Origin of the sequence: Ollibium composti (genome assembly GCF_004801285.1) — a bacterium.
Lineage (GTDB): Bacteria > Pseudomonadota > Alphaproteobacteria > Rhizobiales > Rhizobiaceae > Mesorhizobium > Mesorhizobium composti.
In genome coordinates, this window is the sequence record NZ_SSNY01000015.1 from 1 (window position 1) to 22,298 (window position 22,298).

Annotated in this window: 19 protein-coding genes; 14 read left to right on the plus strand and 5 right to left on the minus strand. The window is 64.9% G+C overall.

Annotated features, from left to right (window positions below):
- Positions 1 to 102: 102 nt before the first annotated feature.
- From E6C48_RS20190 to E6C48_RS20200, 3 genes are all read right to left on the minus strand, one after another.
- Positions 103 to 366 carry a hypothetical protein gene (locus E6C48_RS20190; protein WP_136359991.1) on the minus strand — a complete coding sequence of 88 codons (264 nt, stop codon included), beginning with the start codon at positions 364 to 366 and terminating at the stop codon, positions 103 to 105.
- Between the two features lie 120 nt (positions 367 to 486).
- The gene (locus E6C48_RS20195) at positions 487 to 1,752 is read right to left on the minus strand and encodes an NAD(P)/FAD-dependent oxidoreductase (protein WP_136359992.1); all 1,266 of its coding nucleotides are present in this window, start codon (positions 1,750 to 1,752) and stop codon (positions 487 to 489) included.
- A 4-nt stretch (positions 1,753 to 1,756) separates the two neighbouring features.
- Positions 1,757 to 2,272: a tripartite tricarboxylate transporter permease gene (locus E6C48_RS20200; protein ID WP_136359993.1), complete on the minus strand. Its 516-nt coding sequence runs from the start codon at positions 2,270 to 2,272 to the stop codon at positions 1,757 to 1,759.
- 186 nt (positions 2,273 to 2,458) lie between these two features.
- On the opposite strand from E6C48_RS20200, the gene glpD reads away from it, so the two are divergent.
- From glpD to E6C48_RS20245, 9 genes are all read left to right on the plus strand, one after another.
- Positions 2,459 to 3,985 (plus strand): glycerol-3-phosphate dehydrogenase, encoded by a 1,527-nt coding sequence (gene glpD, locus E6C48_RS20205; RefSeq protein ID WP_136359994.1) that lies wholly within the window; start codon positions 2,459 to 2,461, stop codon positions 3,983 to 3,985.
- Between the two features lie 24 nt (positions 3,986 to 4,009).
- Positions 4,010 to 5,092 carry an ABC transporter ATP-binding protein gene (locus E6C48_RS20210; protein WP_136359995.1) on the plus strand — a complete coding sequence of 361 codons (1,083 nt, stop codon included), beginning with the start codon at positions 4,010 to 4,012 and terminating at the stop codon, positions 5,090 to 5,092.
- A 9-nt stretch (positions 5,093 to 5,101) separates the two neighbouring features.
- Positions 5,102 to 6,169 (plus strand): ABC transporter ATP-binding protein, encoded by a 1,068-nt coding sequence (locus E6C48_RS20215; RefSeq protein ID WP_136359996.1) that lies wholly within the window; start codon positions 5,102 to 5,104, stop codon positions 6,167 to 6,169.
- A gap of 3 nt (positions 6,170 to 6,172) precedes the next feature.
- Positions 6,173 to 7,039, plus strand: a complete 867-nt coding sequence (locus tag E6C48_RS20220) for a carbohydrate ABC transporter permease (RefSeq protein WP_136359997.1) — start codon at positions 6,173 to 6,175, stop codon at positions 7,037 to 7,039.
- Between the two features lie 3 nt (positions 7,040 to 7,042).
- Positions 7,043 to 7,951: a carbohydrate ABC transporter permease gene (locus E6C48_RS20225; protein ID WP_136359998.1), complete on the plus strand. Its 909-nt coding sequence runs from the start codon at positions 7,043 to 7,045 to the stop codon at positions 7,949 to 7,951.
- 140 nt (positions 7,952 to 8,091) lie between these two features.
- Positions 8,092 to 8,358 carry a DUF2160 domain-containing protein gene (locus E6C48_RS20230; RefSeq protein WP_136360061.1) on the plus strand — a complete coding sequence of 89 codons (267 nt, stop codon included), beginning with the start codon at positions 8,092 to 8,094 and terminating at the stop codon, positions 8,356 to 8,358.
- Positions 8,359 to 8,438: 80 nt separating this feature from the next.
- Positions 8,439 to 10,166, plus strand: a complete 1,728-nt coding sequence (locus tag E6C48_RS20235; protein WP_136359999.1) for an ABC transporter substrate-binding protein — start codon at positions 8,439 to 8,441, stop codon at positions 10,164 to 10,166.
- Between the two features lie 101 nt (positions 10,167 to 10,267).
- On the plus strand, positions 10,268 to 11,761 hold the full coding sequence (gene glpK / locus E6C48_RS20240) for a glycerol kinase GlpK (protein ID WP_136360000.1): 1,494 nt from the start codon (positions 10,268 to 10,270) through the stop codon (positions 11,759 to 11,761).
- A 124-nt stretch (positions 11,762 to 11,885) separates the two neighbouring features.
- Positions 11,886 to 14,924: an AsmA family protein gene (locus E6C48_RS20245; protein WP_136360001.1), complete on the plus strand. Its 3,039-nt coding sequence runs from the start codon at positions 11,886 to 11,888 to the stop codon at positions 14,922 to 14,924.
- 86 nt (positions 14,925 to 15,010) lie between these two features.
- On the opposite strand, the gene E6C48_RS20250 is transcribed toward E6C48_RS20245, so the two are convergent.
- Positions 15,011 to 15,724 carry an aspartate/glutamate racemase family protein gene (locus tag E6C48_RS20250; RefSeq protein WP_136360002.1) on the minus strand — a complete coding sequence of 238 codons (714 nt, stop codon included), beginning with the start codon at positions 15,722 to 15,724 and terminating at the stop codon, positions 15,011 to 15,013.
- Positions 15,715 to 16,416 carry a GntR family transcriptional regulator gene (locus tag E6C48_RS20255; RefSeq protein WP_206086542.1) on the minus strand — a complete coding sequence of 234 codons (702 nt, stop codon included), beginning with the start codon at positions 16,414 to 16,416 and terminating at the stop codon, positions 15,715 to 15,717. Before E6C48_RS20255 ends, E6C48_RS20250 begins: the two co-directional genes overlap by 10 nt.
- A 122-nt stretch (positions 16,417 to 16,538) precedes the next feature.
- Between E6C48_RS20255 and E6C48_RS20260 the strand changes: the two genes are divergently transcribed.
- The 5 genes from E6C48_RS20260 (at position 16,539) to E6C48_RS20280 (ending at position 22,243) form a co-directional block, all read left to right on the plus strand.
- Positions 16,539 to 18,257: a thiamine pyrophosphate-binding protein gene (locus E6C48_RS20260; RefSeq protein ID WP_230978886.1), complete on the plus strand. Its 1,719-nt coding sequence runs from the start codon at positions 16,539 to 16,541 to the stop codon at positions 18,255 to 18,257.
- Positions 18,258 to 18,399: 142 nt separating this feature from the next.
- Positions 18,400 to 19,374 carry a TRAP transporter substrate-binding protein gene (locus tag E6C48_RS20265; RefSeq protein ID WP_136360003.1) on the plus strand — a complete coding sequence of 325 codons (975 nt, stop codon included), beginning with the start codon at positions 18,400 to 18,402 and terminating at the stop codon, positions 19,372 to 19,374.
- 69 nt (positions 19,375 to 19,443) lie between these two features.
- Positions 19,444 to 19,968, plus strand: coding sequence for a TRAP transporter small permease (locus E6C48_RS20270; protein ID WP_136360004.1), 525 nt, complete (start codon positions 19,444 to 19,446; stop codon positions 19,966 to 19,968).
- Positions 19,969 to 19,972: 4 nt separating this feature from the next.
- Positions 19,973 to 21,286, plus strand: a complete 1,314-nt coding sequence (locus tag E6C48_RS20275; protein ID WP_136360005.1) for a TRAP transporter large permease — start codon at positions 19,973 to 19,975, stop codon at positions 21,284 to 21,286.
- Positions 21,287 to 21,304: 18 nt separating this feature from the next.
- Positions 21,305 to 22,243, plus strand: a complete 939-nt coding sequence (locus E6C48_RS20280) for a hypothetical protein (RefSeq protein ID WP_136360006.1) — start codon at positions 21,305 to 21,307, stop codon at positions 22,241 to 22,243.
- Positions 22,244 to 22,298: the final 55 nt, after the last annotated feature.

The window sequence follows — 22,298 nt, forward strand, 5'->3', positions numbered from 1 at the left end:
GCACAGGCCGCAACGAGCAAGAAGGAGAAAGCCGCCCCTTGACCAAAACCTAAGACCCAAACCATACATGAAGGCGGGTCACTTCTCGGCGAAAATCCCGGGTCAGCTCTCAGCGGAAATCAACACCTTGCCCTCAGCCAGGTTGTCGGCAATGCACTTCTTCGTCACCTTCTGAATGTATTCGCGACAGAACTGGATCGCGTTCTCGCGCGTGTGTATCGTGGTGATCTTCGCGTGCGTCGAATTCAAATTCGACTTCTTGACGACGGTTACGACCATGCCCGCTCGCGAGCCGTAATAAATCGTCTCGGCTGCTGCCATGGTTGTCATTGCCAGCAGCGCTGCGATCAGGATCATGTTTCGCAAGATCGACCTCCGGTTCCTGTCTCGTCGAGACACTATCCCGGCTTCCGGGCTTCTTCCAACGGCGGCGCGGACTTGAGCCATGCTGCGATCTCTTCGGCGATTTGAGCGTCAGCGGCCGTTCTATCGGAAGCGGGCGGCGCGGTAGGGCTCGACCGGGATCGCAGGCGCGCGGCCGCAAACGATGTCGGCGACGATCCGGCCGGTCGCCGGCCCCGCAGCCAGGCCGACATGGCCGTGGCCGAAGGCATGGAAAATGTCGGCCGACGCAGTGGAGCGGCCGATGACGGGCAGGCCGTCGGGGGTCGAGGGCCGATGCCCCATCCAGCGGCCAAGGGAGTCGGGCCTGACCGTGCCGGCCAGCGGCGGAAAGGCGCGCTTGAGGTGGTCGAGCAGCACATCGGCCCGCCTCCAGTCGGGGGCGGCTTCGACCGCCGCGAGCTCGACCTGACCGGCGGCGCGCTGCCCGCCCTCCGTCATCGTGATGCCCATCTTGCCGTCGCTGGGCATCACCGGAACGGCAAGCGTCATCGCCGGATCGCGGATCTCGACATGATAGCCGCGCTCGCTGACGAGCGGCACGCTGTCGCCGGCCTGCCGGGCAAGGCTTCGCGAGCCGATGCCGGCTGCGAGGACCGCCGTGTCGCAGGCGATGGTTTCCCGCCCGGCGACCTTGACCCCGCTCAGCCGGCCGGCGTCGAAGACGAAGCCGGTCGCCTGCGCCTTGACGAGCCGGGCGCCGCGCGACACCGCATGCGCCACCAGGGCCGCGACGTAGGCGCCGGGGTCGAGGCAATGCGCGCCTTCGCCGACGAGGATGCCGAGCCTGTACTGCGGTCCGAGCGACGGTTCGAAGGCGCGCAGTTCAGTTTCCTCGAGTTCGCTCCAGGCGACGCCGTTGTCGCGCCGCAGCCGCCAGGCGAGGCTTTCGGCCTCGAAGGCGGTGCGGTCGGGATAGGCGTAGAGCAGCCCCGACTGCCGGATCAGGTGCCCGGCGCCGGCTTCGTCGGCCAGATCCTTATGGCGCGCCGGTGCGTCCGCCAGCAGGGCCGAAAGCAGGCGCGCCGTTCTCTCCACCCGCGCCACGCTCGACCCGGCCTTGAGAAATCGCATCAGCCAGGAGGCGAGGCCGGGCAGCGCCGTCCAGCGTACGGTCAGCGGCCCGAGCGGGTCGAGGAGAAAGCCCGGCACCTTGCGCCAGAGGCCGGGCATGGACATTGGAACGATCGAGGCTGGACTGATCCATGCGCCGTTGCCGAAGCTTGCCGCTTGCCGCCCGCCTGCTTCGCCGGCTTCCAAGATGGTGACGCGGCAGCCGCTGCGCAAAAGCTCGACCGCCGTGCATGCGCCGACGATACCCGCACCGATGACGACGACGTGGCGGCTCATTCGATCACTCCTCGAACGCCTGTTCACGGACCTTGCCGATCGCCGACATCGACACGGCGACGAGCGCGACAAGCGAAAGGACCAGCAATCCCAGCGAGATGGGCCGGGTGACGAAATTGGTGAAATGGCCGCGCGCAAGGAATATGGCGCGGCGAAAAATCTCCTCCATCATGGGGCCGAGGATGACGCTCATGATGAGCGACGCCGGCTCGCAGCCCAGCTTGAGGAAGATATAGCCGAGGGCCTCGAAGCCTATCAAGGGCCAGACGTCGAACAGCGTGGCCGACAACGTGCAGGTGCCGATGGCGCAGGGCACGAGGATCAAGGGATAGAGATACTCGAAGGGAACGCTCAGCAGCTTCACCCATATGCCGACCGAAGGCAGGTTGAGCACGACGAGCATCACGTCGCCGACCCACATCGATGCGATGACGCCCCGGAAGCTCTCCGGCTTCCCGGAGGCGGGCATCGGTCCGGGAGCGACGCCGTGGGCAATCAGCGCGCCGATCATCAGCGCCATCACGGCGACGAATGCCCTCAGACCACTGCATGGAAAACATGGGCCCGCCTAAGCTCGGGACCTGGGCAATCGAAGTTTGTGCCGATCCTCAGGATTTCGTTTGACATTCGTTCTCGCTTCGAAATAATCGCCACATGGTTTCGGAAATGTCGCATGACGTGCGATACGAAATCGCGGGAGGCAAAGGTGGGCGAGTCCCCGATCCACGACATCTTCGTCATCGGCGGCGGCATCAACGGCTGCGGCATCGCCCGCGACGCGGTCGGACGCGGCTTCTCGGTTTTCCTGGCGGAGATGGGCGATCTCGCCGGCGGCACGTCTTCCGGCTCCACCAAGCTCATCCACGGCGGCTTGCGCTATCTCGAATTCTACGAATTCCGCCTGGTGCGCGAGGCGCTGATGGAGCGCGAGGTGCTGTGGAAGAACGCGCCGCACATCATCTGGCCGATGCGCTTCGTGCTGCCCTATTTCAGCGGCGGCCAGCGGCCGGCCTGGATGCTCAGGCTCGGCCTGTTTCTCTACGATCATATCGGCGGCCGCAAGCTGCTGCCGGCGACCCGCACACTCGACATGCGCAGGGACCCTGCCGGCAAGCCGTTGAAGCCGATTTTTTCCAAGGCGTTCGAGTATTCCGACGGCTGGGTCAACGACGCCCGGCTGGTGGCGTTGAACGCCCGTGACGCGGCGGATCGCGGTGCGACCATCCGGACGCGTACCAGGGTGGTCGGCGCGCGCCGCGACGGCGACAATTGGGCGATTACCCTCGAGGACCTTCGCAGCCGCAGGACCGAAGAGGTGAAGGCGCGGCTGCTGGTCAACGCCGCCGGCCCTTGGGTCGACCATGTGCTGGCCGAAGTGGTCGGCCAGAACGCGCACAATGTCCGCCTCGTGCAGGGCAGCCATATCGTCGTGCGCAAGAAATTCGACGATCCGCGCGCCTATTTCTTCCAGAACAAGGACGGGCGCATCATCTTCGCCATTCCCTATGAGGAAGACTTCACGCTGATCGGCACGACCGACCGCGACTACGATGCCGATCCGCATGATGTGAAGATTTCCGATGCGGAGATCGACTACCTGTGCGCGGCGGCGAGCGAATATTTCGCCGATCCCGTTCGCCGCGAGGATATCGTTTGGAGCTATTCGGCGGTGCGCCCGCTGTATGACGATGGAGCGTCGAAGGCGCAGGAGGCGACGCGCGACTACGTGCTCAAGGCTGACGGCGGCGGCGCCACCGCCCCGCTGGTCAGCGCCTTCGGCGGCAAGATCACCACCTATCGCCGGCTGTCGGAATCCATGCTGGAGAAGATCGAAGGCTTTCTCGGCAAGCGCGGCAAACCATGGACCGCGACGGCGCCGCTGCCGGGCGGCGATTTCCCGGCGACCGGCTTCAAGGCCGAAGTCGGCACGCTGCAGGCCGATTTCCCTTTCCTGGAAGCACGCCTCGCGCATCGGCTGGTCCGGCTCTACGGCACGCGTGCCCGCACGCTGCTCGGAACCGCCAGATCATATGCCGACCTCGGCCGCGACTTCGGCGGCGACCTCTATGAGGCCGAGGTGCGCTATCTCGTCGAGCACGAATGGGCGCAAACGGTCGAGGACGTGCTGTGGCGCCGCACCAAGCGCGGCCTGCATCTGAGCCGCGAGCAGGTGGCGGCGCTGGAGGATTTCATGCGGGAGCTGGACAAGGGACAGAGCGCGGCGGCGGAATAGACCGCAAAAAGGGGGAGAAGCCGAATGCTGGAACTGAAGAACGTCTCGAAGGTCGTGGGCGGTGCCACGCACATCGCCGATGTGTCGCTGACGCTCGCGCACGGCTCGCTGAACGTTCTGCTCGGCCCAACGCTTTCCGGCAAGACCAGCCTGATGCGGCTGATGGCGGGCCTGGACAAGCCGACCTCCGGCTCCGTCTGGTTCGACGGCAAGGATGTTACCGGCTTGGCCGTCCAGCAGCGCAACGTCGCCATGGTCTACCAGCAGTTCATCAACTACCCGGCGATGACGGTCTACGAGAACATCGCCTCGCCGCTACGCGTTGCAGGCGTCGAGAAGGGCAAGGTCGACAGCGAGGTTCGCAAGGCAGCGGAACTGCTGAAGCTGACACCCTATCTCGACCGCACGCCGCTCAACCTTTCCGGCGGCCAGCAGCAGCGCACCGCGCTCGCCCGAGCCATCGTCAAGAACGCCAGCTTGGTGCTGCTGGACGAGCCGCTGGCCAATCTCGACTACAAGCTGCGCGAGGAACTGCGCGAGGAACTGCCGAAGATATTCGCCGAGGCCGGCACCATCTTCGTCTATGCCACGACCGAGCCGCACGAGGCGTTGCTGCTTGGCGGCAACACCGCGACGCTGAGCGAAGGCCGCGTCACCCAGTTCGGGCCAACGGTCGAGGTGTTCCGCAAGCCGGTCGACCTGGTCACGGCGAGGACCTTCGCCGACCCGCCGCTGAACACCATTATGCTCGGCAAGCAGGGCAATCATTTTCTGCTCGACGGCGGGGTAAACCTGCCCGTGCCGGCGGCCCTCGCCGGCATTGCCGACGCCAGCTACATAATCGGCTTCCAGCCGCATCATCTTTCTCTCGAACGGCCGAACCCGGCCGCCGTGCCGGTGCGCGCCAAGGTGTCGATCACCGAAATCACCGGCTCGGAAAGCTTCGTGCATCTCGATTTTGCCGACGTGCGCTGGATCATGCTGGCGCATGGCATCCGCGAGTTCGAGCCGGACGAGCAGGTCGAGGTGTTCATCGACCCGCGCCACATCATGGTCTTCGACGAGCATGGCCGCGCCGTTTCGGTCGCGCCCCGGCTGGCGGCGTAGGAGGAGACGATGGCCCGCATCGACGTCGAGCATATCCGCCACTCCTACCTGCCGAATCCGTCGAAGGATTCCGACTTTGCGCTGAGGGAGGTCGATCACACTTTCGAGGACGGCGGCGCCTATGCGCTGCTTGGGCCTTCCGGCTGCGGCAAGACCACGCTGCTCAACATCATTTCCGGCCTGCTCAAACCCTCCCACGGGAAACTGCTGTTCGATGGCAAGGATGTGACCGGCCTGTCGACGCAGGAGCGCAACATCGCCCAGGTGTTCCAGTTCCCGGTCATCTACGACACCATGACCGTCTACGACAACCTGGCCTTTCCGCTGCGCAATCGCGGTGTGCCGGCGGACGTGGTCGAGCGCCGGGTGCGCGAGACGCTGGACATGATCGACCTTGCCGACTGGGCCAGGCGCAAGGCGAGGGGCCTGACCGCCGACCAGAAGCAGAAGATCTCGCTCGGCCGCGGCCTGGTGCGCTCCGACGTCAATGCCATCCTGTTCGACGAGCCGCTGACGGTCATCGATCCGCACATGAAATGGGTATTGCGCTCGCAACTGAAGCAGCTTCACCGGCGCTTCGGCTACACCATGGTCTATGTCACCCACGATCAGACCGAAGCGTTGACCTTTGCCGATCAGGTCGTCGTCATGTTTGACGGCGGCATCGTCCAGATCGGCACGCCGGCGGAACTGTTCGAGCGGCCGAAGCACACCTTCGTCGGCTATTTCATCGGCTCGCCGGGCATGAATTTCATGCCGGTGGCGGTGGACGGACGCCGGGCGAAGCTGGGCGACCAGATCATCGAACTGCCCGGCACGCCGACGAGCACGGAACGGGCAATGGAACTCGGTATCCGGCCCGAATATGTCCGCGTTGGCCGCGAAGGCATGCCCGTTTCGGTTTCCAAGGTCGAGGATGTCGGCCGCCACAAGGTCGTGCGCGCCAGGCTGGAAGGCCGTGATGTCGCTGCGATCGTGGGCGAGGACGAGGAGATTCCCGCCGAGCCGAAGCTCAGCTTCGACCCCGCGGGCATCAACATCTACGCCGGATCCTGGCGCGTCGAGATGGGAGCCTGAGCCATGGACAAGACATGGAACAACAGGGCCTGGTTCCTCGTACTGCCGGTGCTGGTGCTGGTCGCCTTCTCCGCCGTCATCCCGCTGATGACGGTCGTGAACTATTCGGTGCAGGACACGTTCGGCAACAACCAGTTCTTCTGGAACGGCGTGGACTGGTATCAGGAACTGCTGGCTTCGTCCCGGTTCTGGGAATCGATGTTCCGCAACCTGATCTTCTCCGCAATCATCCTCGCGATCGAAGTGCCGCTGGGCATCTTCATCGCCCTCAACATGCCGCGGCGCGGCTGGGGCGTGCCGACCTGCCTGGTGCTGATGGCGCTGCCGCTCCTGGTGCCGTGGAATGTCGTCGGCACCATCTGGCAGGTATTCGGACGCGGCGACATCGGCCTGCTCGGTTACTATGTCAACGCGCTCGGCGTCGACTACAACTACGTGCAGGATCCGTTCGACGCCTGGGTGACGGTCATCGTCATGGACGTCTGGCACTGGACCAGCCTCGTCGTGCTGCTCTGCTATGCCGGCCTGGTGTCGATCCCCGATGCCTTCTACCAAGCGGCGAAGATCGACGGCGCCTCGCGCTGGGCGGTGTTCCGCTATATCCAGTTACCGAAGATGCAGCGGGTTTTGCTGATTGCGGTGCTGCTGCGCTTCATGGACAGTTTCATGATCTATACCGAACCCTTCGTCGTCACCGGCGGCGGGCCGGGCAACTCGACGACCTTCATGTCCATCGACCTCGTGAAGATGGCGCTCGGCGAGTTCAATCTCGGCCAGGCGGCGGCGATGTCGCTGGTCTACTTCCTCATCATCCTGCTTCTGTCATGGGCGTTTTACACCGTCATGACCAACTATGACGCGGAACGCTGAGCCATGGCCGGGGTGAACGAAAGGACAGGGCAGGCGATGGACGATGCGGGCGCCCCCGCGGCGAACGCCGCACAGGAACAGATCGCCCGCCGCATGCGTCGGCGCGGCGACGAATCGCGCTGGTGGTGGCTGGTTCCGACACTCTATATCGTCTTCCTGCTGGTGCCGATCTACTGGCTCGTCAACATGAGCTTCAAGACCAACCGGGAGATCGTGACCGGACTGACGCTCTATCCGCACCAGCCGACGCTCCGCAACTACGCCATCATCTTCACCGATCCGTCGTGGTATTCCGGCTACATCAACTCCATCTCCTATGTGGTCATGAACATGGTGATCTCGGTCGCCGTGGCGCTGCCGGCGGCTTATGCCTTCTCGCGCTACCGTTTCCTCGGCGACAAGCACCTGTTCTTCTGGCTGCTGACCAACCGCATGGCGCCGCCGGCGGTGTTCGCCCTGCCGTTCTTCCAGCTTTATTCGGCCTTCGGCCTGATCGACACCTATTGGGCGGTGGCGCTGGCGCACTGCCTGTTCAACGTGCCGCTGGCGGTGTGGATTCTCGAAGGCTTCATGTCGGGCGTACCGAAGGAGATCGACGAGACGGCCTATATCGACGGCTATTCCTTCCCGCGCTTCTTCGTGAGGATCTTCATGCCGCTGATCGCAAGCGGCATAGGCGTCGCCTGCTTCTTCTGCTTCATGTTCTCCTGGGTGGAACTGCTGCTCGCCCGTACGCTCACCACCACCGACGCCAAGCCGATCGCCGCCGTCATGACCCGCACGGTTTCGGCGGCCGGCATGGACTGGGGCCTGCTCGCCGCCGCCGGCGTGCTCACCCTCATCCCCGGCGCGCTGGTGATCTGGTTCGTGCGCAACTACATCGCCAAGGGCTTCGCCCTGGGGAGGGTGTGATGGAAGTCAGGAGCAACTGGACCATCCCTCTGATCGCGGTTCTTGCGATCTACCTCGCAGCCACCGGCCTGCTGGCCGCCTTCGTTCCGACCGCGGATGGCGCGCGCGACTGGACCGCGCCGCTGGTCACCGGCGGCTGGATGGCATGGACGTTTCCGACGGCCCTGTTCTTTCTGACCATCGCCTTCATCCTGTCGCTGATGGCGGTGTGGGAATACGCCTCGCCGGGTGGCGCTCCGCGTATCGGCCTGCTGCGCTTCGAGACGACGCGCGGCGACCGCCTGTTCATTTCGCTGCTCGGCAGCGCCTTCATCCATCTCGCTTGGCTGGGCCTTGTCGGACCCAACCTGTGGTGGGCTCTCGCTCTCTGCGTAGTCTACGCCATCGCGGTGTTTCGCTACGTTTAGGGGAGAAACAGTCGGGGCGGCGGCCTGCACGCCACCGCCCCGGATCGCACTTGAAACCTTTTTCAATCGGAGGAAACGCAATGCGACGGCAAATATTAGCATCGACGAGCGCGCTGGCACTTCTCTTCTGCGTGAACCAGGCTTTCGCCGGCATGGACGAGGCGAAAACCTTCCTGGACAAGGAAATCGGCGACCTGTCGACGCTTTCGCGCGCCGACCAGGAAAAGGAAATGCAGTGGTTCATCGACGCGGCCAAGCCCTTTGCCGGCATGGACATCAAGGTTGTGTCGGAAACACTGACGACTCACGAGTATGAATCGAAGGTGCTTGCGCCCGCCTTCACCGCCATCACCGGCATCAAGGTGACGCACGACCTTCTGCAGGAAGGCGACGTGGTCGAGAAGATCCAGACCCAGATGCAGACCGGCCAGAACCTCTACGACGGCTGGGTCAACGATTCCGACCTGATCGGCACGCACTGGCGTTACAAGCAGGTGCGCAACCTGACCGACTTCATGGCCAACGAAGGCAAGGACGTCACCAACCCGGGCCTTGACCTCAAGGACTTCATCGGCTCGTCCTTCACTACCGCGCCGGACAAGAAGCTCTACCAGCTTCCCGACCAGCAGTTCGCCAACCTCTACTGGTTCCGCTACGACTGGTTCAACGACGAAAAGAACAAGGCCGACTTCAAGGCCAAGTACGGCTATGACCTTGGCGTGCCGGTCAACTGGTCGGCTTATGAGGACATCGCCGAGTTCTTCACCGGTCGCGAGGTCGACGGCAAGAAGGTCTATGGCCACATGGACTACGGCAAGAAGGACCCGTCGCTGGGCTGGCGTTTCACCGATGCGTGGCTCTCCATGGCTGGCAACGGCGACAAGGGCATCCCGAACGGCCTGCCGGTCGACGAATGGGGCATCAAGGTCAATGAGAAATCACAGCCGGTCGGCTCCTGCGTGGCACGCGGCGGCGATACCAATGGCCCGGCCTCGGTCTACGCCATCCAGAAGTACCTTGACTGGATCAAGGCTTACGCACCGGCGGAAGCCCAGGGCATGACCTTCTCCGAGTCCGGGCCGGTTCCGGCACAGGGCAACATCGCCCAGCAGATATTCTGGTACACCGCTTTCACGGCAGACATGGTCAAGCCCGGCCTGCCGGTGATGAACGAGGACGGCACGCCGAAGTGGCGCATGGCGCCGTCGCCGCACGGCGTCTACTGGAAGGACGGCATGAAGCTCGGCTATCAGGACGTCGGTTCGTGGACGCTGATGAAATCGACGCCCGACGACCGCGCCAAGGCCGCCTGGCTTTATGCGCAGTTCGTCACCTCCAAGACCGTGGACGTGAAGAAGAGCCATGTCGGCCTCACCTTCATCCGCGACTCCACCATCCACGACAAGAGCTTCACCGAACGTGCGCCGAAGCTCGGCGGCCTGATCGAGTTCTACCGCTCGCCGGCCCGCGTGCAGTGGTCCCCCACCGGAACGAATGTTCCGGATTACCCGAAGCTGGCGCAGCTCTGGTGGCAGGCGATCGGCGATGCGTCCTCCGGCGCCAAGACGGCGCAGGAAGCCATGGATTCTCTCTGCGCCGAGCAGGAGAAGGTCATGGCCCGCATCGAGAAGTCGGGCGTGCAGGGCGACATCGGCCCGAAGCTCGCCGAGGAGCACGATCTCGAATACTGGAACAAGGATGCCGTCTCGAAGGGCAACCTTGCGCCGCAGCTGAAGATCGAGAACGAGAAGGAAAAGCCGATCACGATCAACTACGACGAGTTGGTCAAGAGCTGGCAGAAACAGTAAGTTGACGCGGGCGCCCGCGCCCGTGCCGTGACAAGGGGGAGGCGGCATCGCGCCGCCTCCCCTGCTCATGTCCGCAAAGGGGCGATCACGAAGGGGAGGCAATGACCGGTTTTATTCTCGCCATCGACCAGGGCACGACCTCCAGCCGTGCCATCGTCTTCGATCGAAATATGAAGATCGTCGGCGTCGGCCAGAAGGAATTCACGCAGCATTATCCTGCTTCCGGCTGGGTCGAGCACGATCCGGAGGAAATCTGGTCGAGCGTGCTTTGGGCGGTCAAGACGGCACTCAAGAAGGCCGGGCTTACCGCTTCCGACATCGCCGCCATCGGCATCACCAACCAGCGCGAGACGGTGGTCGTCTGGGACAGGGCGACCGGCGAACCGATCCACAACGCCATCGTCTGGCAGGACAGGCGCACCGCGCCGCTTTGCGCCAAGCTCAAGAAGCAGGGGCTGGAACCGAAATTCACGAAAAAGACCGGCCTGCTGCTCGATCCCTATTTCTCCGGCACCAAGATCGCCTGGCTGCTGGACAAGGTGAAGGGCGCGCGCCGCCGCGCTGGGAAGGGCGAACTCATCGCCGGCACCATCGACAGTTTTCTCGTCTGGCGGCTGACCGGCGGCAAGGTCCATGCCACCGACGCCACCAACGCCTCGCGCACGCTCATCTACAACATTGCCAGAAACGAATGGGACGATGAGCTTCTGCGCATCCTGAACATCCCGGCAGGGATGATGCCGGAAGTGCGGGATTGCGCCGATCATTTTGGAAGCACGGATGAAAGCCTGTTCGGAGCGCCGATCCCGATCCTCGGTGTCGCCGGAGACCAGCAGGCCGCCACCATCGGCCAGGCCTGTTTCCGGCCAGGAATGATGAAGTCGACCTATGGCACCGGCTGCTTTGCCTTGCTCAACACCGGCACCGACATGGTGCGCTCGAAGAACCGGCTTTTGACCACCATTGCCTACCGGTTGAACGGCAGGACCACCTATGCGCTGGAAGGCTCGATCTTCATCGCCGGCGCTGCCGTTCAGTGGCTGCGCGACGGCACCAGGATGATCGACAAGGCCGCCCAGAGCGGCGAACTGGCGGCGAAAGCCGATCCGACGCAGAACGTCTATCTGGTGCCGGCTTTCGTCGGCCTCGGCGCGCCGCACTGGGACGCCGAGGCGCGCGGTGCGATCTTCGGCCTGACCCGCAATTCCGGCCCGCCCGAGTTCGCTCGGGCCGCCCTGGAGTCGGTGGCCTACCAGACTCTCGACCTGCTCGACGCCATGAAGAAGGACTGGAAGGGCGATTCGACACAAACCGTTCTGCGTGTCGACGGCGGCATGGTGGCGTCGGACTGGACCATGCAGTGCCTCGCCGACATCCTCGATGCGCCGGTGGACCGGCCGACCATCCTGGAAACGACGGCGCTGGGAGCGGCGTGGCTTGCCGGTTCGAAAGCCGGCGTGTGGCCGGATATGGCGGAGTTCGCCCGAAGCTGGGCGCTCGATCGCCGCTTCGAGCCGGCCATGGACGCCAGGACCCGGACGGCCAAGCTGAAGGGCTGGCACGACGCGGTGAGGCGAACCCTGTCGACCGGCTGAGCCTGCCGGCGACGTTGCCGGCCCACCGTGTCCACCGCTCTGCACGGCGAGGTTGTGAAATCCGGCAGGCGCTGATGTATGGTGTACCGGCACCGATTCGCTCCGATCATGCTGGCTGACCGATATGAGAAAAATCGCCGCCGCGCTGATTGTCGTCGCAACGCTCGTTGTTGCGCTGCTTTTCCTGCTGCCCCTGCTGATTTCGACCGACTGGGCCCGATCCGAACTGGGGCGGCAACTGTCGTCCGCAAGCGGCATGGACATCCGGCTGGAAGGACCGGTGCGGCTGTCGTTCCTGCCCGGCCTGGCGGTGGTCGCCAGGGACATCGGCATCTCGACCGAGGCGGGCGATCTTTCGGTCAAGGTTCCCGGATTCTCGACGGCGATCACGCTGTCGTCCCTGTGGTCGGACAGGCTCGAGATCCGGTCCATCGCGCTGGTCGGGCCGGTCATCACCGTCAAGCCGCCGGCTGTGGCGAAGACTGCGGAACCGGCATCGGCCGGCCAGTCGAAAGGCGATCCCTTCGCCGCGCTCGTGACGACGCTGGAGCGGCTGGCGGTCAACCGCATCACCATCGAAAACGGCAGTCTCACCATCGTCGACGAAGCCGGGGCGGCAAGCACTGTCGGCGCCATCGACGCGGATTTGAAGGCGCCGGACCTCGACGGCGAGGTCGCCTTCTCGCTTTCGGCCACGCGGGACGACCGCCGCGTGCAACTGAACGGAAGGCTTTCCGCGCTCAGGCCGATCCTCCAGCACCAGCCGGCCCAAATCGCCCTCGATGCGGAAATCAAGCCGGCGCCCTCGCCGTTGCTTGCCTCGTTGAAAGCGAGCGGCGAGATCAGGCTGAACGAGAACGGCAGCTATCAGATCAGGGGCGGGCAGTTCGATCTCGGTGGCCAGGCTTTGCGGATGGATGCGCTTTTCCTGCCCGGGCAGCGACCTCGTTTCCTTGCCGACCTGTCGGCGAAGCGCGTCGACATCGGCACCCTGATGGCAGCCGGGGACGGAGGCGCAAGCGGGGAGGGGGCGTCCGCCGGCGCGGGTGAGCCCAGTCTCGCCATGCTGGCGGCCTTCGATGCTGACGTCAGCGTTACGGTCGATCAACTGGTCAGCGGCGCGCTCGCCGCATCCGACGTGCAAGTCGCCGCGACGCTGCGCAACGGGCGGCTCGAAGCGAAACTGGAACATCTCGGCCTCGATGCGGGAACCGTCGCCGCCTCGGTTTCGACCGATGTAACGGAGGCGTCTCCCGCCTTCCAGGGCAAGGTCGCCAGTTCCGGCCTGGACATCGGCGCGCTGGCGAAGCTTGTCGGCCAGGCCGTCCCGCTGGCGGGGAAAGTCACGATGGATACGGCCTTCGCCTTTCGCGGGATGACGCCGGCCAGGATGCGCGAAAGCCTCAACCTGCGCGGAACGGTCGGCATCCGCCAGGGCAAGGTTCCGCTTGCGGCACTCGCCGACGCAAAGGGCGGCACCGTCGGCGACATCACCGGCCTGACCCTCGATGCGAAGATTCAAGACATCGCCAAGCCGGTCGACGTGGCGGGTAAACTGACCTGGCAGGGGCAGGAGGTCGCTTTCAAATCACAGCTCGCGCCCGCCGATTTCCTGGCCGGCGCTTCCGCAGCCCAGGCCTCGGGACCGGTCAGCCTTTCCGTCGCCTCGAAATATCTCGGCGCCAGCGCGACCGGCAGGGTCGGCGCAGGCGGCACGTTCAAGGGCCAGGTTTCCGCCACCTCGCCGTCGCTCGACAAGCTCCTGCGCTGGCTGGGGCAGGGCGGTTCCCCCGGCCTGCGGGATTTCGCCTTCGACGGCGCCGTAGATGCCGGCCCGCAAGGGGTTTCCTTCACCAAGGCGAAGGTCGGCCTGAATGGCGTCAGGGCATCTGGCGAAGGCGCCGTCAAACTCGGAACGCCGCTTGACATCCGCACGTCGCTCAGCTTTGCGAAGCTCGATTTCGCAGCGCTCACGAGCGGGACAAACGGCACGGCCACGGGCAGCAAAGGCCCGGCCGGATCCGGTGACGCTCCAATCGATCTTTCGTTCCTGAAAGGACTGGATGCGAAGATCGACGTGGAGGCGGACAAGATCGGCTACGGCAAGGTTTTTGCCGGCCCGGTGAAAACCACGCTTGTCGTGGCCGACGGAACCGCCGCCCTGACCGTCCCGCAAAGTCCTTTCTACGGCGGCACCGTGGCCGCTACAATGTCCGCCGACGGCTCCGGCGATGTGCCGGCCATAAAGCTGGGCATGGCGATTGCCGGCGCCGCGGCGGCGCCGCTGCTTCGCGACGCGGCGGAGTTCGACCGTCTGGAAGGCAGGCTCGACACGAACGTCGCCGTTTCGGGAGCCGGGAAAACCAGCAAGGCGCTGAGGCGCTCGCTTGACGGCAAGGCCTCGGTGAAGTTCAGCGACGGCGCGCTGCGCGGCATCGACATCGCCGAGGTCTATAACAACCTGGTCGGACTGCTCGCCAGCGGCTTCAAACCGGACGAAGGCAAGAAGACGACATTCACCGAGCTCGGCGCTTCCTTTTCCATCGGCAACGGCATCGCGCAGACCAACGACATCAGCCTGCTGGGCCCGCTGGTCAGGATGGATGGCGCCGGCAGGATCGACCTCGCCGAGCAGACGCTTGAAATCAAGCTCAACCCGCGCATCGTCGCCTCGCTTTCCGGACAGGGTGGCGACATCGCGACGAAGGGGATCGGCGTGCCCGTCATCGTCGACGGTTCGCTTTCGGCGCCGCGCATCTATCCGGATCTGAGCAAATTGCTGCAGGATCCGAAAGGTGCGCTGGAAATGCTGAACCGCTTCGGGTTGCCGACCGAAAAGCTAGGCCTCGACAAGCTGCTGCCCGGCCAGGCTGGATCGGGCGAAGCGGGAAAGGGAGCAGCCGACCTGATCGGCGATCTCATCAGGGGCGACGGCTCTGAAACCGGCAGGCAGGATCCCGCAAAGCCCTCCTCGGCGGAAGACGCCGCCAAGGCGATCATCGGCGATCTTCTCAAGAGCAAGGCCGCGAAACAGGTTCCTTCGACCGGCGGCGTGGCCACGGACGCGGAGAACACGGCCGAAACGCCGGATTCGGCCGCGCAGCAGCCCGAAACATCGAAAGAAGACGGGATCGGCTCGCTTCTCGATCAGTTTCTGCGTTAGGCCTTGGAATGGATAACGGGCCGTCGGCAGTCCTTGTCTGGCCCTGTCGCCACCGCGTCCGACAGAGCGGATTGTCAAGCCGAGAGTCAGCCGTAGGTCCGCGGCGCCAGCGCCCCCTGGAACCAGCGGACGAATGTCTCGATGGAGAAGACAGGAAGTCTCGTCTTCGCGTGGATGTCGGCTGCGTATGGCACCATGTTGGTGCATTCGAGCACGATCGCGCCGAGATCCGGATTGGCGGCGACCAATGCGGCGGCGGCGTCGATATTGTCCTGCCGCGCCGCCTCTACGTCGAGCTCCAGCTCGTTTCCGAGAATGGCGCGGGTGAATTCGCGGCCGCCTTCGGTGGTGCCGACCGGCGTTCCCGCCGGGACGCCGGCCTTGTCCAGGTGCAGCGGCGTCAACGTCGAGGCCGAGATGGTGAGGATGCCGGCGCGCCTGCCTCTCGGCAGCAGGCGGTTGACCATGGCGACCTGCATCAGCGACGAGGTTGCCACCGGTACGCCGACGGCATCGGCAAGCTCCTCCTGGAAAAGCGACAGGAAGCCGCAATTGGTCGTGATCCCGTCGACGCCGTCGGCCACCAGTTCCCGTGCAGCCGCGATGAAATCGCCGAGCAGGCCCTCGGCGCCCTTGCGCACGACGCGGTCGGGCGTGGCGCTGCGCACGATCCTGTAGTGGACCGGGAACGGCCAGGTGGTGGCGTTGCCCATGTCGCCGGGAATGCGGGGAAAACGCGCATCGAGCATGAGAATGCCTACCGAAGCGCCGTAGATCGATTTTCCGCCGGTTACGCGCATGCCTGATCCATTGTCTTGAAAGCGGGATGAACGAAGTCGTCTTCGACGAAGAGCCGGGCGTGGCACTCCTTGACCGCCTCGGCGATCTCGTCGCGCCGCCTGGCGATATGGCCGTCGACCAGCGCGACGGCCTTGCCCTTATCGCGCGCCCGGATGGCGTCGAGAATGGCGCGGTGCTCGCCCTGCGTGCGCTGCCGCCGGCTGCCCAGGTCTATCCAGCGAAAGAAGCGGATGCGCGCATTGACGTTGGCGAGCGTGCGGCCGATCTCGGCGTTTTGCGAGAACGATGCGATCGTCTCATGGAAATGTTCGTCGAAAGCGAGCAGGTCTTCCAGGGACCGGCCGGCCGGGTCGCCGGTACGGTCGAGGAAAGCCGCGAGTTCGGCCAGCTCGGCGTCGGCTGCCAGTTCGACGGCGCGCTCGGCCGCGAAACGCTCGATCGCCTGCCGCAACTGATAGAGGTCCTGCACCTCCGTGACCGAATACTTGCGGCAGAAGAAGCCCTTGCCGCTCTCGAAGGTGAGGAAGCCTTCGGCGACCAGCCGGTTCAGCGCCTCGCGCAGCGGCGTCCGGCTCGCATCGAGGCGCTTCGACAGCGCGACCTCGTTGATGCGCTCGCCGGGCTTGAGGCGAAAGTCGATCGCCATGGCCCGGATGTCGGCATGCAGTGCCTCGACCAGCCCGTCGCTCACGATCCGCCCTCGTTCCCCCGGCCTCTTGACTCAATCATGGTCTGCCACCAGTATTCAGACCTGTATACAGAATAAGCCGTGATCTTGAAAGGCCTTATCCAAGACAATCGGGAGAGACAGACTTGGCGGCGCCATCCGTGACCGTGCATGACAGGACCAACGCGATGACCGGCGCCGAAGCCATGGTCCGCATGCTTCAGGCCTATGGGGTCAGGCATATCTTCGGCCTTTGCGGCGACACGACGCTGCCGCTCTACGACGCGCTTCACAGGCTGGACCACGGCATTGCCCACCTGCTGACGCGCGACGAGCGCCACGCCGGCTACATGGCCGACGCCTATGCGCGCGTCACCGGGCGCCCCGGCGTCTGCGAGGGCCCGTCGGGCGGTGGCGCGACCTACATCCTGCCCGGCGTCGTCGAGGCCAACGAGAGCTCGATTCCGATCCTTGCCATCAACAGCGATGTCTCGACCGGTTCGCGCGGCCGCTATCCGCTGACCGAACTCGACCAGGTCGGGCTGTTTCGGCCGGCGACGAAATGGAACGCTTCGCTCGACGATGCGCAGCGCCTGCCGTCGATGGTGCGCCGCGCTTTCCGTGAGATGACGACGGGGCGGCCGGGTGCGGTCCATCTGGCGCTGCCTTTCGACACCCAGAAGGCCAGCGTCGCGCCCGACGAGATATGGGCCGACACGCGCCATCAGACGTTTCCGGCGCTTCGCGCTGGCCCCGACGCCGCGTCGGTCGAGGCGGCGGCCGAGGCGCTGCTGTCGGCAAAAAGGGCGGTCGCCATCTGCGGTGGCGGTGTCGTCGTCGCCGGGGCGATGGAGGCGCTGCGACAGTTGTCGACGATGCTCGACATGCCGGTTGCGACAACCGTTTCGGGGCAGGGGGCCATCGCCGAGACGGACCCGCGCGCCGTCGGCGTGGTCGGCTCCAACGGTGGCGTTGATTCGACCCGCGCCGTGGTTGAAGAGGCCGATCTGGTCCTGTTCGTCGCCTGCCGTGCCGGCTCCGTCACCACCGAGCGCTGGCGTCATCCGAGGACGGACGTGCGGGTCGTTCATATCGATTCCGATCCGGCCGTCATCGGCGCCAACTACAAGACGGAGGTGGCCATCGCCGCGGATGCGCGGCTGGCGCTGGAGGCGATTGCGGCTGACATCGCGCGACGCGGTACAGGCGGTTCAAATGGAGGCGCGGCGCGCGCCAAGGCCGCCTGGGACGCCAAGCTGGCCGCTTTTGCGCCGCTCGCCACATCCGGCGAGGCGCCGATCCGGCCTGAACGGGTGATCGCGACACTGCAGGCGCTGCTTGGTGACGACGCCATCGTCTGCGCCGATCCCGGGACGCCGTGCCCCTATTTCTCGGCCCACTACCGCTGGCCGAGCGTAGGCCGCCATTTCATCACCAACCGTGCCCACGGCGCCCTCGGTTTCGCCATGGGCGCGGCGATGGGGGCGCATATCGGCCGGCCCGGCGTCAAGACGGTCGCCGTCATGGGCGACGGCTCGTTCGGCATGAGCGTCGGCGAACTGGAAACAGCGATCCGCTACCGCATGCCGATCACCTTCATCACACTCTCCAACAGCGTCTACGGATGGATCAAGGCCGGCCAGCGTTCGGGCTTCGGCGCGCGGTTCCACAATGTCGATTTCACCCGCACCGACCATGCCGCGGTCGCCGCCGCCTTCGGGCTCAAGAGCTGGCGCGTCGAAGACCCCGACGATCTGGATACGGTATTGAGGGAGGCGCTCGAGGCCGACGGGCCGACGCTTGTCGACGTCATTTCCCAGCCGCTGGACGAGGCCGCCGCGCCGGTTTCCGAATGGGTTGCCTAGAGCGGCGGCCGGGCGGGATGATGGCGCACCCGGTTTCTGCAAGGACGACGAACTTAAATCTTGCGTCGCGAGCGCCTCGCGGTTCCAATAAGGGCATGAGAACAGGGAACGCCATACCAATCAACAATGGGAGCATGACGATATGAAGCGACTGACCACACTCCTGGCGACGACCGCCATGGCGTGCTTCGCCGCGAGCGCCGCACTTGCCGAAAAGTGGGATATGCCGATGGCCTATCCGGCGACGAACCTGCACTCCGAAAACGGTGCGGCCTTCGCCAAATGCGTCGGCGACGGCAGCGGCGGCAAGCTTCAGATCGTGACCCATCCGGGTGGGTCGCTGTTCGCGGGCAACGACATCAAGCGCGCGGTACAGACCGGCCAGGCGCCGATCGGCGAGCGGTTGATCTCGGCGCACGCCAACGAGAACCCGCTGTTCGGCATCGATTCGATCCCCTTCCTCGCAACCTCCTTCGAGCAGTCGGACAAGCTGTGGAACGCCGCGCGGCCGAAGATGGAAGAACTCCTGGCCAGCCAGAACCTCGTCTACGTCTACGCCGTGCCGTGGCCGCCGCAGGGCCTCTACGTCAAGAAGGAGGTCAATTCGGTCGCCGACCTGAAGGGTGTCAAGTTCCGCGCCTATAACGCCGCGACCGCCCGCATCGCCGAGCTGGCCGGCATGGCGCCGGTGCAGATCGAGGCCGCGGACCTGAGCCAGGCGCTCGCCACCGGGGTCGCCGAGAGCTTCATCTCATCGGGTTCGACAGGCGTCGACTCCAAGGTGTGGGAAAGCCTGACGCATTTCTACGACGTCCAGGCCTGGCTGCCGCGCAACGTCGTCTTTGCCAACAAGGATGCCTTCGAAGCGCTCGACGAAGCGACCAGGAAAGTCGTCATGGACTGCGGCGACAAGACCGCCAAGGAAGGCACCGCCAAGTCGCAGGAGCAGTCGGCCGGCTACCTGAAGACGCTCGCAGACAACGGCATGAAGGTCTCGGCTCCGGGCGACCAGCTCAAGAAGGAACTGGCCGGCTTCGGCGAAACCATGACGGAGGAATGGATCAAGGCGGCCGGGCCTGACGGCAAGGCGATCATCGACGCCTACAAGGGTAACTGATCCCCAAAAGCGCGAGAGGGTCCGGCATTGCGCCGGACCCGTCCATGACAGCCGTCAAGGGGGAACGCCATGAAAACGACAAGACGCGCGCTCGACGCGTTGTATGACGGCGCGGCGGTGCTCGCCGCCATCTGCCTGGTGCTGCTGCTCGTCGTCATCGTCCTGCAGATGGCGGCACGCTGGACCGGAATTCCGTTTCCCGGATCGTCGGACTATGCCGGCTACCTGATGGCGGCGGCGTCCTTCCTGGCATTCGCGCAGGCGCTGAACCGCGGCGCGCACATCCGGGTTTCGTTGCTGTTCAACGCGCTCGACGCCCGCAAGCGCTACTGGGCAGAATTGTGGAGCCTGACCATCGCCACGGCGGCTTCCGTCTATCTCGCCTGGTATGCGGTGAAGATGGTCTACTGGTCGCGCAAGCTGCACGACCTGAGCCAGGGACAGGATGCGACGCCGTTGTGGATCGCGCAAATGCCCATGGCGATCGGCGCGGTGATCCTCGCCATCTGCTTCGTCGACAACCTGGTGACGTTGCTGGTCAGCGGGCGCGACAACATACGCACCGAAAACCTCGAACAGTCGCACGCGGAGTAGGACGATGCAGGAGGTCTATTTCATCGGCATCTTCCTCTTCATCCTGTTCCTCCTTCTGGGGACGGGCGTGTGGATCGGCCTGGCGCTGCTCGGCGTCGCCTATGTCGGCATGGAGCTTTTCACGCTGCGTCCCGTCGGCGACGCCATGATGACCGTCATCTGGCGGTCCTCCTCCTCTTGGTCGCTGACGGCGCTGCCGATGTTCATCTGGATGGGCGAGATCCTTTTCCGGACGCGCCTGTCGGAGGACATGTTCAAGGGTCTCGCGCCGTGGATGGCCAGGCTGCCGGGCGGCCTGCTGCACACCAACGTCGTTGGCTGCACGGTCTTCGCCGCCGTTTCCGGTTCGTCCGCCGCGACGCTGCTGACGGTCGGCAAGATGTCGGTGCCGGAACTCAGGAAACGCAAGTATCCCGAGCATCTGGTCATCGGCACGCTCGCCGGTGCGGCGACGCTCGGCCTGATGATCCCGCCGTCGCTGACGCTCATCGTCTACGGCGTGACGATCAACGAATCCATCACCAAGCTGTTCATCGCCGGCATTCTGCCGGGTCTGGTGCTGGCGGCGATGTTCATGGTCTATGTCATTGTCGTTTCGCAGATCTCGAAGAAGTACCATCCCGATCCCGAACCCCCCATGACCTTCCTCCAGAAGGTCAGCAATTCGCGCTTCCTGATTCCCGTCATCCTGCTCATCCTCGTCGTCATCGGCTCGATGTATCTCGGTTTCGCGACAGCTACCGAGGCAGCGGTGTTCGGCGTCATCGGCTCGCTCATCCTCGCCGCCGCGCAGGGTTCGCTGACCTGGGCAAGCTTCGTCGAGAGCCTGATGGGCGCGACGCGCACCTCGGCGATGATCGCGCTGATCCTGTCGGGAGCGTCCTTCCTGTCGCTGTCGATGGGCTTCACCGGCCTGCCGCAGAACCTCGCCGAATGGATCAATTCGCTGCAATTGACGCGGTTCGAGCTTTTGATGGCGCTGTTGGTCTTCTACATCATTCTCGGCTGTTTCCTCGACGGCATTTCCGCCGTGGTACTGACCATCGCGGTGGTCGAACCGATGATCCGCCAGGTCGGCATCGACATCATCTGGTTCGGCATCTTCATCGTCGTCGTGGTCGAGATGGCGCAGATCACACCGCCGGTCGGCTTCAACCTCTTCGTCATGCAGGGCATGACCGGGCACGAGATGAACTACATCGCCAGAGCCGCCTTCCCGATGTTCCTCATCATGGTGCTGATGGTGTTTATCCTGATCGCCTTTCCAGACCTCGCGACCTGGCTGCCGGAGAATATGCGCCTTGGCCCCGGTGGCTGACCTGGACTGCGCGCAGGCATGATCGTGGTTCGGCTGCTTGCGGGTGCTGCGCGTCACGGCCGCCTGATCCTGGTGATCGGTCTTGTCGTCGGCATCCTTTTGCCGGGCCTCGCGCTTGCGATGAAGGACTGGATCGCCGAGCTGATCGCCGGCCTGCTGTTCATCGCCGCGCTGCGCGTCGGGCCGCGCCAGGCGGTGGGCGCGCTCGCCGAGGCGCGCGCCTCGCTCGGTCTCGCGCTGGTCTATCAGATCGCTGTCCCCGCAGCGGCCTTGTCCGCCTTCGCGCTTTGCGGCTGGAAAGGCGCGCTGGCGACGGGGCTTATCCTGATGATGGCCGCCTCACCGATCTCCGGCGCGCCGAACCTAGCCATCCTGACCGGCAACGACCCCGCGCCGGCGCTGCGTCAGCTCGTCATCGGCACGGCGCTGCTGCCGCTCACCGTGCTGCCTGTCTTCTGGCTGGCGCCGGCGCTCGGCGAGACGGCCGAGGTGTTGAGGGCGGCAGGCAGGTTGCTCGTCATCATCGGCGCGGCCGCCGGGGCGGCATTCCTCGTGCGCGCCTTTCTCCTCAAGGCGCCGTCCCGGACCGCGCTCGATGTCATCGACGGCCTCTCGGCGATCGCCATGGCGATCGTCGTCGTCGGGCTGATGTCGGCGGTGGGGCCGGCGCTGCGTGGCGACCCGGCCCTGCTCGCGGCCGCGCTGGCTGCCGCCTTTATCGGCAATTTCGGATTGCAGATAGCCGCCGCAGTCCTGCTGCGCCGTCTTGCGCCGGATCGTGCCGTGGCGCCGCTTGCGATCACAGCCGGCAACCGCAACGTAGCCCTGTTCCTGACCGCACTGCCGACGTCCGTTACCGATCCGCTGCTTCTGTTCATCGGCTGCTATCAGATACCGATGTACCTGACGCCGCTGCTGCTCGGACGGTTCTACCGGAGTCGCGACTCCGAGCGGTGAAGGAAGAGCCGAGGTCTATGACGCGGGCTTTACCCTTGCGCCAGTAGGCGATGGC